Raw genomic sequence first — 11,852 nt, forward strand, 5'->3', positions numbered from 1 at the left:
CCTGCCAGGGGTGGGCCGCCGTCCAGCCCAGCCACGCCACGGTGCGGCCACCACCCGAGCAGGTGGACCCCCACCACCCCACGGCCGCGTCACCTGATGCTGCTGGGCGCCGCATACACGGCCTGCTGGTTCCCCCTGCTCGCCCCGCTCCCCGCCCCCGCAGTCCTCCTCCCACTGCTGCCGGGCACCGTATTCGTTCCCCTGCTCACCGTCGCCAGCCTGACCGTCAATACGCTCACCCCGCCGGGCACGTCAACCGAAGCGGTCGGCTGGATGTCCAGCGCGATCCGGCTCGGCCTGGCCGGAGGCACAGCCCTGGCCGGGCCCCTCGACGGCCACTTCACCGTCCCACTCATGGCCGCCGACGGCTGCGCACTGCTGCCCTCCTCCAGCACCACGCCCGCACCCGCACCCGCAGCCACCCCCGTGTGAGGCGAGCCGCCCCCCGGCACCTGGCTTTGTTCACGAGAACGGCAGGCGCAGGCAGTCAGGCCTTGAGTCGCCGCGCTCCGTCCATGCCCACCAGTCACGGCCCTTCCGTCAACCCTTGGATCGCCCTCCAGCGCGGGGCGTCGTCATCAGGGACGTCCGCAGACGCGAAGTGGAACGGCACGTGAAGGTGGTCGGCCAGCGCCCGGCCGGCCATAGCGGCGGCAACGCCAGCAGGAGGGCCGTCACGCCGGTGGTAGACGGTCGCCAGGTGGCCCTCCCCCTCCGGGGCATCCAGGACCGCGACCAGAAGTACGAACCAGTCGTGGACAGTATCGCCGTCCCAGAACGCTTCCACAGCTGCCACACGGCCCGGGAGAGCCGCGGCGCGGGCTGCGAGCGAGGGGAGGTCCAGCGGATCGGGTGGCGTGTGCTGCACACGGTCGCCCAGAGCCTCGTATCGAGCGTGGACCACCCGTTCTGCTTCGTGCAGGCCCACTCCCAGCGGGCGCAGCGCCTCCCAGACGGACTTGACCGCCGACAGCCGACGGTCGCGCAGCACGTCGGCATCGACCTCTCGGCAGGTTCGTTCCTCCAAGTAGTCCCACCAGCCGCTCACTGGGCCACCAGCCTGAATGTCAGGGTGCGCGTCATAGGTCCGAACGTACGTCAGGGGCTCGGTGCCCTCCCCGCCTGCCGCATCGATGAAAAGTGCTGCCCGATCTCGGGCTCTGGCACGACTTCCGTGAAGCGGTCACGACTAGTGATCAGCGGGTGCTTCGAGTGCTTCGAGGATCTGTCCCACTTGCTGGCGCCACTGGTCGGCGTCGGCGCTGTCCACCCAGCCGGTTGCCACTTCTGATCCGTCCCGGAGAACCCGGTCCAGTGCGAGTCTCGCCGCCGCGTGAAGCGAGGCTGGCAGTTCGGGCAGCGGTTCCCTGGGGCCGTCATCGGGGTCGATCACGATGGGACTGTTCGGGAGGGTGCTGGCGACGAGAGCGGCGGCGGTAACGGCTTCGGCCCCGTCTCCGCCATCGACGCGTGCTCCCGAGTCGGTGAGCTGTTTCCAACCTCAGTTTGAGCAGGTCAGATGCAGGGTGAGGACGGCCTGAACCAGGCTGGTGATGCGAGTCGTGGAACATCGCAGCTTGCGCAGGAGCCGCCAGCTCTTGAGGGTGGCCATGGCCTGCTCGACGAGTGCACGGATCCTTGCATGCGAGCGGTTGACAGCATGCTGACCTGTGGAAAGCGTCTCCCAGCGACCCCAATAGGGCAGTCGTACGGTGCCGTCGGCGTCCCGGTAACCCTTGTCGGCCCAGCACTCCACGCTGGCTTCCTCCAGGGCGTTGATGATGGCGTGGGTTCGCGTGGCCTTGATGTCGTGGACCGCGCCGGGCAGTGCAGGCGATACCCACACCAGTCGCCCGGGCGGGATCGGTGATGATCTGCACGTTCATGCCATGCTTCTCAGGTTTGCCAGAGTAGAAGGGCCGGTCGGCCGGGCAGCAGCGTGCCGTCCAGGATCACGAATGCCTTGGTGGACGCCGTGCAGGCCGCGGTCCGCAGGTCGGAAGCCAGCGCGGCGAGGACAGCACCCGCAGCAACCGCTTCAAGCGCTGAACACTTCACGAAGAACCCGCTGCAGGCGGTCGCGAGCCGGCAGGTCGGCAACGACGAAAGGCGGATCAGCGCGCCGGTTCAGACGTGCCTCGCCTCTGGTCGCGGCTGGCGACCACCAGGTATCCGTCGCTCTTGGGGTCGAAGGTGGTGGACTGCACCGTGAGCCCGACACTCCGCAACTGCGCCACGAAGTCCTCGTACCGGTAGGGCCAGATAGACAACCGCTCCGAGCAGGCTCGCACTGCCCCATCCGGCTCGATCTGGGCAACCACGATCTCGAGGAAGTGTTCCTGCTCCCAGCGCTGCTCGATCTGCCAGTAGTAGCTGACGACCGCATCGCGGTCGTTGCGACGGATGAGTCGATCGCGGACGTCTACCCGTGAGCCTGCGGAGCGCACGAGCTCCCAGTTTCGTGACGTGAGCACGAGGCGTCCGCCCGGATTCAGCAGCCGCGACATCGCTTCCAGTGCGGTCAGGCGCCCGGCTGCGCCCTCGGCGTGCCCGAGCGAGTTGCCGACGCAGAACACCAGATCGAATGTGGAGTCCTCCAGGTGGTCGGGCAGCTGGTCCCAGCTCGCGCGGAGGGCTCGAAGCGAGACACCCTGCTCGTCGGCGGCCTTCTCGGTCCGGCGAACCATCCCATTGCTGGCGTCAGCGGCGACCACGTCAAGGCCAAGACTCGCGAGACCGACGGCGAGCTGGCCGGTTCCACACGCGCAGTCGAGGACGCGCGCGTTGGGCGGCAGAGATCCCACGACATCGCTGTAGTAAACCGCGGCTGCCTTGGCGGGGGTCAACCTGTCGTCCCCGATCAGCCACTCGTATACGTCGGAAAGCGCCCCATAACCAGCCACCGCGATAACCTCCATCACTCGACGACACGCGGGCTAGACCGCGCCTGCGATTCGAGCCTTGCGCCTCGCACTGTGCCGGGCCGTGTCAGCGAAGCATTGAGCAGGACCCAACCACTTCCGGCCGCTGAGACTCCACCGGATTTCGTGGGAAACCGCGACACGCCGCAGTCACGCGCACTCCCTGCCCCGGCCGGCCCGATACGCGTCAGCGGCTGACCTCAACGCTCGGCGGTCACAGCGCACCTGCCGGCGCGGCGGGTCATGGATGGTCTGCCGTCGTCGCGTCCCCTGATGAACTGGCACATCACCGCGCAGCGTGGCGGAGCCGGCATGGGTGAGGGGTGGCAGGGCATTCGAAGTGAAGCTAGTGGGCTGACCGAACTTTCGGTGCCGCCCGTCGACGTCAAGAGCCTCTTAGGGGTGAGAAGGTGAAGGGCTTCCGCAGCTTCATTCTGCGCGGCAACGTGGTCGACCTGGCCGTCGGCATCGTCATCGGGGCAGCGTTCACCGCCGTGGTGAACGGCTTCGTCAGCGCCTTCCTGACCCCACTCGTCGGGCTGGCCACCGGCGCCACCGGCGACATGAGCCGCAAGACCTTCACCGTAGGCGCCACCAAGTTCCCCTACGGGACCTTCCTCAACGCGGCGATCAGTTTCCTCCTCCTCGCCAGCGCCCTGTACTTCCTGGTCGTGCTCCCGATCAACAAGCTCCACGAACGCCTCGCTCCGCACCAGGACGTCCAGGCCCCCAAACGGGACTGCCCCGAATGCCTCAGCCCCGTACCCGCCCAGGCCCGGCGCTGCGCCTCCTGCACCGTCTCCCTGCCCGCCGTACCCGCTCAGGCGGGAGAGACGACCCAGCGCGCCGGGTGACCCGACCTCCGCATCGCCCGGCCTGGTTGCCGGGCCCGTCGCGGGCCCGTCCGTGGTGACGGGAGCTACCGACGGCGTCCGACGCCGTACCGGCTGCTCGGCTTCACGGCCGGCACCGAGCCCGACGACCATCGTGCTGCGCTTGTCGAAATCATGGCCGGCTCCTGGGACGGCGGCATCGCGGCGGCGCAGCAGCTCCTGCGCGACGGCGTCCTGCTTGGCTCTGCCGGTCACAGGAACGGCGTCGAATGCGGCCACCGGCAGGCGGCCGTGTCCCGGCACGACAAGGGTGAGGACGGGTCCGCCCCCCCGAGGCCGTGATGAGGTGGTAGGGGATCAGGTAGTGCGTGAATACGTTGTTGACGCGGAGGCGGTCCTGCGGCGGTCCTGCCCGAACGCGACGTAAGGGTTCAGCGACCGCCGCCAGATCAGTCACAGCCCAAGCCGAGTGAGGCCTTGTTCGCCGTACTCGAGCAGGCGCTCGCACGACCACGCCACCGAGGGTGTCCGTTCCTTCTCCGCCTACCCGACTACTCAAGTCCACCGAGACGGGGGGCGTCCCTTAATTCGCTGAGCTTCTCGGTCGTCGCCGGGCTCCGCTCCTTCGCCTGCCCGGCGAGTCGGAGGGCATCCTCGATCTCGTTGAGTTTCGCGTAGGGCAGGGCGCCCGCCCGCTCGATCAGGTCGTCCCTGGACACGGTGGTCAGCCACGTGCAAGGGGTAAAGCCCGGACACGGAAACGCGAACCGCAGCACGCCTTCAAAGGGCAGTCCTTCCCTGCCGCCTACTACCACTTCGACGCCCAGACCGCTGATGTCGACGCCCGCCGGAGCCACGACCTGCATCACCCGGATCCCGGACGCGTCGCCTTCCGACAGCAGTACGACCGGCCGCCGCTCGTCGAACTCGACCCACCAGACTTCGCCACGTCGCACATGTCCTCCTGACACAGGACCGCATGCGTGGGCTGCGCGACCCTGAAGCGCTGCGGAGACGGGTGCGGCCACGTTGATCATCGGTGTGTGAAGACAAACGATCACGCTGTGACCGTAGGTCACGGCGTAGACCCTGCCCGTCTCAGGTCGCCGTCTACCTCGTCTACGCCGGCGAGCGCGGGCACGCGGCGGTGGATCGGGAGCCGTACATCCCGCGCTCCTGGACGTGCGACCCGGACCACTGCCGGGCCGCGGGGCTCGGCGAGGACACCGTCTTCGCGACCAAGCCGGAACTGGCCCGGGTGATGATCGAACGGTTTCTGGCCGCCGGACACCGCGTCGGCTGGGTCACGGGGGACGAGGTCTACGGCGGCAACCCGAAACCGCGATCCGCGCTGGAGGACCGCGGCATCGGTCACGTCCTCGCGGTGGCCTGCTCGGCCGAAGTACCCACCGGCGCCGACACGTTCCGCGCCGATGCCCTGGGTGAAGAAGGTCCCCCAGCGGGTCTGGCAGAAGCTGTCGGCCGGACGCGGCGCGAAGGGACAGCGGTTCCACGGCTGGGCCGTCATCGACCTCGCCCGGAGCGGCACCGGGCCGCCACCAGCTCCTGAGAGGGGCTCATCGGTCGCTGGGAGTAGGTCCTGCGCCTCAGGCGCGCTTCGCACCTGCTGGCTAGGGTCGGTCCTCATGGAGACCACGGGAATCGTTCGCCGCCAGACGGCGGAGCGTATGCGCGACGCTCTGGAGCGGCTCGTGACCGAGCGGGATGTATGGGTGTCGACGGCTCACCCTGATCACGGGCCGCATCAGGTGCCGCTGTGGTTCTTGTGGGATGGACGAGCAGTGTGGATGTGCACCAGCGCCACTTCCGTGACTGCGCGGAACGTCCGCGCAGAGCCGCGCGTGCACCTGGCGCTACCGGACACCTTCGACGTGGTGCTCCTCCAGGGGGAGGCGGAGTGCTTCCCGGACCAGGAGGTGACCGGAGACGCAGCGGAGGCCTTCGCCGACAAGTTCGGGTGGGATCCACGCGTGGAAGAGGGTTCCTTTCTGTATGTACGCGTGGCCCCGAGGACTGTGCGCGCTTGGCGCGGCGAGCCGGAACTACGTGGGAGAGTCATCATGCGCGATGGAATGTGGCTGGAATAAGGGCCGTCCCTCGCCGACGCGCCTCTCTCGGATCACGATCTACAGCTGGAGTACTAAGCCAGCAGGACCTCGCCGAAGATCGTCCCGGCCAACACAACATATACGGTGCACGCGCTGTAGTTCAGCACGGCTGTTGCTTTGGTCGAGTCGACAAGACGGGCGTGAAAAAACCCGGCCAGAATTCCGATGCACCCGTAAAGAATCACCTCCATCAGAATGTCGATCGCACCAAGGATCGCCATCTGTGATCCCGGGTTGTCCGCGCTTCCGATGAACTGCGGGAGCACCGCAAGGAAAAACAGAATGATCTTCGGATTCGTGATGCTGACCAAGACGCCTCGCAGATACCAGCGGCCTGCTGTGACATCACTGTGCCCGCTGATCGCGCGACGCGCGTGACGCATCGTCACGTATGCCAACCACAGTAGATACGCTGCACCTAAAATCCTGACCGCATCAAGTGCTGATGGATGAGATCGGGCGATTCCTCCCAAACCGGCGATGACGGCGGCGGCGTAGACGCTCATTCCGGTTGCGATGCCGAGGATGGCTTTCACCGCGGACCGGCGACCGCCTTCGAGGCCCACTGCGAGCATGTAGGCCATGTCTGGCCCGGGAGGGCCGAGGAAGAGCAGCATCACTGCCACGTAGCCCGGTAGCACCGTCAGATCCACCATCGTCAGCGACCTCCAGTCCTGGCGTGACGCGGGGGAGTTCCCCAGTGCCGGTAGCGGAAAGCGGGTACCCAGATCAACGGAGTGCCGCACCTGGGCAGCTCGCTCGTACAGTCCCTCTCCTTCGCCGCTGCCGCCCGGGTCCGGGAACGTGCGTACGAGGTCGTGCCGTACCTGGCTGGCGGCCGGGGATCACACTGGTGATCGCCGGCGCACCGGTGGCCTGGCGGCCTCGTGCACCACTGAGTTCAGCGGCTGGCAATTGAACAGGCAGTCGTTCCCACCACCCTGATCGATGGCCTCGCTGCCGGTCGTGGGGCACGTCCGAGCGCCATCGCCAAAGAGCACGCTCGTGGCTTGCCCTTCTGCCGTAGGCCCGCGTACCTTCTGCGGCTTCAGCGCTGCGTCTGCAATGGAAGAGGCACTGGGAGGGGGGAGCTGCTGATGCCTGGACGGCCTGAGAGTCCGCTGGATCCGAATGCGGGGCCGGTGGCGCGGTTCGCCGCTGAGTTACGCAAGCTGCGGGTGGAGGCCGGCGGTCCGACGTACCGGGTGATGGCCCAGCGCACGAATCAGGGAGCGAGCACTCTGTCGCAGGCGGCGGCGGGGGAGCGGCTGGCGACTCTGCCGGTCGTGCTGGCCTACGTGCGTGCGTGTGGCGGTGACGAGACGGAGTGGGAGTCACGATGGCGTGAGGCGGCCGCAGAAGTGGCGGCCGAGCCACGCACCGAGGACAAGGATACGGAGCCTCCCTACCGGGGCTTGGCACGCTTCGAACCGGGCGACGCCGACTTGTTCTTCGGCCGGGATGAACTGACCGGCCGGCTGCTCGAGCTCGCCTCCTCCCGCCGGTTCACCGCGGTGTTCGGCCCGTCGGGCAGCGGCAAGTCTTCCCTGCTGCGGGCCGGCCTCATTCCCCGCATCCGCATCCCGGACCCGGCCCGTGCGCTGCCGGCGGCACTGCGGGTCCTCACTCCCGGCGAGCACCCCCTGCGCACCCACGCGCAGCGTCTGACACCCAAGGACGGCGACGGCGACACATGGCTGATCGTCGACCAGTTCGAAGAGCTCTACACCCTTTGCCGTGACCCTGCGGAACGCGATCAGTTCATCGACCGCCTGCTGGCCGCTGCTCATCCCGAAAGCCGGCTGCGTGTCGTCATCGCCGTGCGCGCCGACTTCCTCGGCCGTTGCGCCGAACATGCCGAGCTGACCGCCATGCTGCAGGACGGCAGCGTCCTGGTGGGTCCCATGAGCCGCGACGAACTGCGCGAGGCGGTAGTCAAACCTGCCCAGGCCGGTGGCTTGATCGTGGAGCGCTCCCTGACCGCCCGGATCCTCGATGAGGTCGAGGGGGAACCCGGCGCCCTGCCGTTGATGTCCCACGCCCTTCTTGAGACCTGGCACGGCCGCAAGGGCCGCGTGCTCACTGAGGCCGCGTACGAGGCAGCCGGCGGCCTGCGGGGTGCGATCGCCCGTACGGCCGAGGGCGTTTACGCCGGCATGAGCCCTGCCCAGGCCGAACTCACCCGGGCCGTGCTGCTTCGCCTGGTCACACCCGGTGACGGGACACCGGACACTCGCCGCCCTGTTCGTCGCGGGGAGCTGGACTTCGCCTCTGCGACAGAGACTGCCGCGGTTCTCGACAGCCTGACCCGCGCGCGCCTGGTGACCTTGGACGATGACACCGTCGACCTGGCTCATGAGGCGCTCATCACGGCATGGCCGAGGCTGCACGGCTGGATCGACAGCGAACGGTCCAGGCTCCGGTTGCACCGCCGCCTGACCGAAGACGCACAGGTATGGAGCGACCTGGGCCGCGACCCGGGAGCGTTGTACCGGGGCACGCGACTGGCCGCCGCGGAGGAAGCCTTCGACGAGCCCGGTGGACGAGCCGACTTCACCGCCTTGGAGAGGTCCTTTCTGGCCGCAGGGCTGGAAGCCCGCGAACGCGAGCAGCATGCCACGCTCCGCTCGGCTCGGCGGCTGCGCCGGCTGCTGGCTTCCGTCTCGGTCCTGGCAGTCCTGGCCGTGCTGGCCGGGCTGCTCGGCTGGCAGCAGAGCAGGGCGGCAGACGCCGAACGGGTGCGCACCGAGGCCAGGCGCCTTGCTGCGGTGGCTGACACGTTGCGGCTGTCCGACCCGGCCACCGCGATGAAGCTCAGCGTGGCCGCCTGGAAGATTGCCGATCTCCCGGAGACTCGCTCAGCGTTGCTGGCAGTCGCAGCCCAGCTTCCGCGGGACGCCTTCCGCGTTCCCGATTCCGCCTCGGCGCTAGTCGACCTCAGCGAGGACGGGCGCACGCTGGTGACGCTGCGGGACGGTCGGGCCGCACGGTGGGATGTGCGCACCCACCACCGGCTGAGCCGCTTCCGGGTCCGGAGCCAGGACAATCCGGCGTTCGCCCTGTCTCCGGATGGCCAGAGGCTGGCAGTATCGACCACGTCGGGTATCCAGCTGTACAACACCGCGACGGGACTGCCGGACGGTCCGGTGCTGCGCACCCCTGGACCGGTAGAGGAGGTTACCTTCGGCGCGAGCGGCAGGACATTGCTGGCGACCGCCAGGTCGGAGTGCAAGAAGACCGGTTCACTGGGATTCGACGCACCGCTCCACGCGGCTCAATTGTGGGACTTGCACCGACGGACGGTGCTCTTCGACACCTGCCCGGGCGTCGCATGGACCGACGGCGGGGGCCTCGCGGAATCCTTCCAAGGGACCAGTGACTCGCGCACCTTCATCAAGGTCAACTCCAGCAGTCTCCTCGCGATCAGCCCCGACGACCGCTTGGTGGCGGTCTGCCGCCCGGACGGCGGAGTCCAGGTCTGGCAGGTCACCGGCCGGCGTCGGCGGCTGCCCGGACGATGGGAGAAAGAAACATCGTCGGAACAGGGGTGTCCCACAGCCGTCTTCGCCCCGGGCGGCCATGCCCTGCTGCTCACCACCGATGACGGACTGGCGATGTGGAACATATCCTCTGGCCGGGCAATGGGCACCTTCGCCCACGAGGGGGTACGGGAGATTGACTTCGGCCCCGACGGACGGCTCTTCGCCACCACCGACGACCGTGACGTCCTGCTCTGGCGGGCGGATCACCCTACGGCGCCGGTGCTGGGCTCTACGCTGCCGCACCAGTCGTCACCGGGTATGGTGCGGTTCGACCGGGCTGACGGAGTCATTCGCTATACCAGCGGTTCCTCCGACACCACGGTCTGGTCGGTGTCCCTGGGGCACGCCGATGACAGCGGCTGGCACGCCGACCCCACAACGGCCGCTGCCTTCAGCCCTGACGGCACACGGCTGGCCACAGCGCGACAGGCCGGCAATAAGCACCGCCTGACACTGCTGGACGTACGCACGGGCCACGGCAAGGCCGTCCCGCTGCCGACCGCCCCCTGCCCCCTGGACACCACCTTCCCTCAGGAAAACGACAGCGGAGCAAACTGCGGGGACGTTCTCGCCTTCGGTCCGGACAACCGGACTTTCGCGTATTCGGGCGGCGGCGGAGACGAGGAGGTGGCCACGACGCTGGCCCTGCTGGACAGCCGCGACTTGACCCGGCCCCGAGTACTCCGTCTCCCGGGCACCGGCGAGGACGCGGACAGCGTCGACGGCCTCGCGATAACCCCCGAAGGGCAGACTGTGCTGGCCTCCCTGTCCTACAGTCGCACGGAGTTGTGGGACCTGCGTCGCCCGGCCAGGATCGCCAGCCTTCCGGGCGTCGCCGGGAGCCTGTCCCTCAGTCCCGACGGCCGACTGCTGGCCACCTCCGAGGGCGACGTGGTGCGCCTGCCGTCCAAACGCCGCACCAGCCACACGCTCACGTCGGATCAAACCACCGCCGTGGCCCAGGATCCGACCGGGGGCCACCTCGCGGCCGGTGACGAGGCGGGAGGAGTCACACTGTGGGACGGGACCGCGGCCCATCGCCTGGGTGACCTCACCGCCGCGCCCGATCCGACCGAGCCCGCCGACGGAACCCGTTCGACAGCAGGGGTGTCCGCTCTCGTCTTCTCACACGACGGTACGGTCCTGGCCGTGGGCGCGGAGGACGGATCCGTCCGGCTTTGGGACGTGACCACTCGCAAACCCATCGGGGGAACCCTGCACATGAACGCTGGGACCATCGAGGCCCTCGCCTTCTCCGCAGACGGCCGGACCCTGCACGCCGCGGGTCAACATGTGCCCCTCCTGACCTACGAGCTGACACCCAGCCGAACGGTCACTGACCTGTGCAGGCAGGTGGGAGCCGGACTGACCCGAGCGGAGTGGTCGGCCTACGTCAACGACGTCGCATACCGCCATAGCTGCTGAGCAGGACACCGGCGCAACCGCGGTTCCCGAGGCGGCCGTCCCACCGAGTTCGACCGCCAGCGCTACAAGCAGCGCAACACCGTCGATCTCTCCGGCCTCTATCTCATCGGCATCGCCGGACTGGCCACCATCGGCACCCGACAAGGTCCCCTTCAAGGCCCGCATGTTCACCGAACCGAGCGCGCACCGCGACCAGTCCCAGTCACCACAGACGCCGAGGGGCACCCGCCTGGCCCCTGCCGGTGGGGTGGCTGGCGGGTGCCCCGGTAGGAGGACGCGCGCCGCCCGAGTCGCTCCCGTCACGGCGATCGGGCAGGCGTGCGTCCTCGGCTCGTGGGGGTGTCAGCTCTTGGGCATCAGGACGGTGTCGATGATGTAGACGTTGGCGTTGGCGGTCTTGACGTTGCCGCAGACGACCTTGGCGGAGTCGTTGACGGTGTAGGACTCGCCCGAGCCGGAGGTCATGACCTTCGACTTCTCCAAGGTCGCGAAGGAGCCGTTCTCCAGGTCCTTGGGGGTGAGCTTCTGGCCGACGACGTGGTAGGTGAGGATCTTCGTCAGCTGCGCCTTGTCGTTCAGGACCTTGTCCAGGGTGGCCTTCGGGATCTTCTTGAATGCGTCGTTGGTCGGCGCGAACACGGTGATGTTCTGCGCGTTGTTGAGGGTGTCGACCAGCCCGGCCTTCTTCACCGCCGCCACGAGCGTGGACAGCGCGGGGTTGTTGGACGCGGCGGTGGCGACCGGGTCCTTGGCCATGCCGTCGAAGGAGCCGGCACCGTCCTTGGGCACGGAGGAACAAGCAGGGCCGAAGGGCTGGTCCATGCTGCTCGAGGAGGCCGTCGAACCACCCATGTCGTCGCTGCTCTTGGTGGCCGGAGCCGACGCCTTGTTCGAGGAGTCGGACTTGCCCGAGTCACTGCTGGAGCAGGCGGTCAGGGCCAGGGGAAGCACGGCGGCCGCGGCGAACAGACCAGCGGTACGGCGGATTCGGGTGTTCATCAG

9 protein-coding genes and 3 pseudogenes are annotated in these 11,852 nt (G+C 68.3%); 5 read left to right on the plus strand and 7 right to left on the minus strand.

What is annotated here, in order from left to right:
• Positions 1-96: 96 nt before the first annotated feature.
• Entirely contained in the window at positions 97-432 is a 336-nt protein-coding gene (locus ACFQ9Z_RS15950) for a hypothetical protein (protein ID WP_383016923.1), read from the plus strand.
• Between the two features lie 94 nt (positions 433-526).
• Here ACFQ9Z_RS15950 and ACFQ9Z_RS15955 read toward each other — a convergent pair whose 3' ends face one another.
• The 4 genes and pseudogenes from ACFQ9Z_RS15955 to ACFQ9Z_RS15970 all read right to left on the minus strand — a co-directional run bounded on the left by ACFQ9Z_RS15955 (position 527) and on the right by ACFQ9Z_RS15970 (position 2,918).
• On the minus strand, positions 527-1,048 hold the full coding sequence (locus tag ACFQ9Z_RS15955) for a hypothetical protein (RefSeq protein WP_383016926.1): 522 nt from the start codon (positions 1,046-1,048) through the stop codon (positions 527-529).
• A 141-nt stretch (positions 1,049-1,189) separates the two neighbouring features.
• Positions 1,190-1,459 (minus strand): annotated as a pseudogene (locus tag ACFQ9Z_RS15960) (DUF4259 domain-containing protein); the annotation flags it as partial.
• A gap of 42 nt (positions 1,460-1,501) precedes the next feature.
• A pseudogene (locus tag ACFQ9Z_RS15965) lies at positions 1,502-2,034 on the minus strand (transposase family protein); the annotation flags it as partial.
• 80 nt (positions 2,035-2,114) lie between these two features.
• Entirely contained in the window at positions 2,115-2,918 is an 804-nt protein-coding gene (locus ACFQ9Z_RS15970) for a class I SAM-dependent methyltransferase (RefSeq protein ID WP_383016929.1), read from the minus strand.
• Positions 2,919-3,331: 413 nt separating this feature from the next.
• Between ACFQ9Z_RS15970 and mscL the strand changes: the two genes are divergently transcribed.
• Positions 3,332-3,775, plus strand: a complete 444-nt coding sequence (gene mscL, locus ACFQ9Z_RS15975) for a large conductance mechanosensitive channel protein MscL (protein WP_383016933.1) — start codon at positions 3,332-3,334, stop codon at positions 3,773-3,775.
• A gap of 530 nt (positions 3,776-4,305) precedes the next feature.
• Here mscL and ACFQ9Z_RS15980 read toward each other — a convergent pair.
• Positions 4,306-4,710, minus strand: a complete 405-nt coding sequence (locus ACFQ9Z_RS15980) for a type II toxin-antitoxin system PemK/MazF family toxin (protein WP_383016936.1) — start codon at positions 4,708-4,710, stop codon at positions 4,306-4,308.
• 140 nt (positions 4,711-4,850) lie between these two features.
• Between ACFQ9Z_RS15980 and ACFQ9Z_RS15985 the strand changes: the two are divergent.
• Together ACFQ9Z_RS15985 and ACFQ9Z_RS15990 are read left to right on the plus strand one after the other, a co-directional pair.
• Positions 4,851-5,289, plus strand: a pseudogene (locus ACFQ9Z_RS15985) (transposase); the annotation flags it as partial.
• A gap of 111 nt (positions 5,290-5,400) precedes the next feature.
• A complete protein-coding gene (locus ACFQ9Z_RS15990; protein ID WP_383017185.1) occupies positions 5,401-5,862 on the plus strand; it encodes a pyridoxamine 5'-phosphate oxidase family protein in 462 nt (153 codons plus the stop codon).
• A gap of 53 nt (positions 5,863-5,915) precedes the next feature.
• On the opposite strand, the gene ACFQ9Z_RS15995 is transcribed toward ACFQ9Z_RS15990, so the two are convergent.
• Positions 5,916-6,539 (minus strand): LysE family translocator, encoded by a 624-nt coding sequence (locus tag ACFQ9Z_RS15995; RefSeq protein ID WP_383016939.1) that lies wholly within the window; start codon positions 6,537-6,539, stop codon positions 5,916-5,918.
• Positions 6,540-7,025: 486 nt separating this feature from the next.
• On the opposite strand from ACFQ9Z_RS15995, the gene ACFQ9Z_RS16000 reads away from it, so the two are divergent.
• Positions 7,026-10,850, plus strand: a complete 3,825-nt coding sequence (locus tag ACFQ9Z_RS16000; RefSeq protein WP_383016942.1) for a DNA-binding protein — start codon at positions 7,026-7,028, stop codon at positions 10,848-10,850.
• A 342-nt stretch (positions 10,851-11,192) separates the two neighbouring features.
• Here ACFQ9Z_RS16000 and ACFQ9Z_RS16005 read toward each other — a convergent pair whose 3' ends face one another.
• Positions 11,193-11,849 (minus strand): fasciclin domain-containing protein, encoded by a 657-nt coding sequence (locus ACFQ9Z_RS16005; RefSeq protein WP_383016945.1) that lies wholly within the window; start codon positions 11,847-11,849, stop codon positions 11,193-11,195.
• Positions 11,850-11,852 lie beyond the last annotated feature (3 nt).

It is taken from the genome of Streptomyces sp. NPDC056580 (genome assembly GCF_042793175.1).
GTDB lineage: Bacteria > Actinomycetota > Actinomycetes > Streptomycetales > Streptomycetaceae > Streptomyces.

Excerpts from the sequence above, each read along its gene's own strand:
- ACFQ9Z_RS15950 (WP_383016923.1), top strand. The coding sequence starts at position 97 with ATGCTGCTGGGCGCCGCATACACGGCCTGCTGGTTCCCCCTGCTCGCC.
- ACFQ9Z_RS15970 (WP_383016929.1), bottom strand. The coding sequence starts at position 2,918 with ATGGAGGTTATCGCGGTGGCTGGTTATGGGGCGCTTTCCGACGTATAC.
- ACFQ9Z_RS15990 (WP_383017185.1), top strand. The coding sequence starts at position 5,401 with ATGGAGACCACGGGAATCGTTCGCCGCCAGACGGCGGAGCGTATGCGC.
- ACFQ9Z_RS15995 (WP_383016939.1), bottom strand. The coding sequence starts at position 6,539 with ATGGTGGATCTGACGGTGCTACCGGGCTACGTGGCAGTGATGCTGCTC.
- ACFQ9Z_RS16005 (WP_383016945.1), bottom strand. The coding sequence starts at position 11,849 with ATGAACACCCGAATCCGCCGTACCGCTGGTCTGTTCGCCGCGGCCGCC.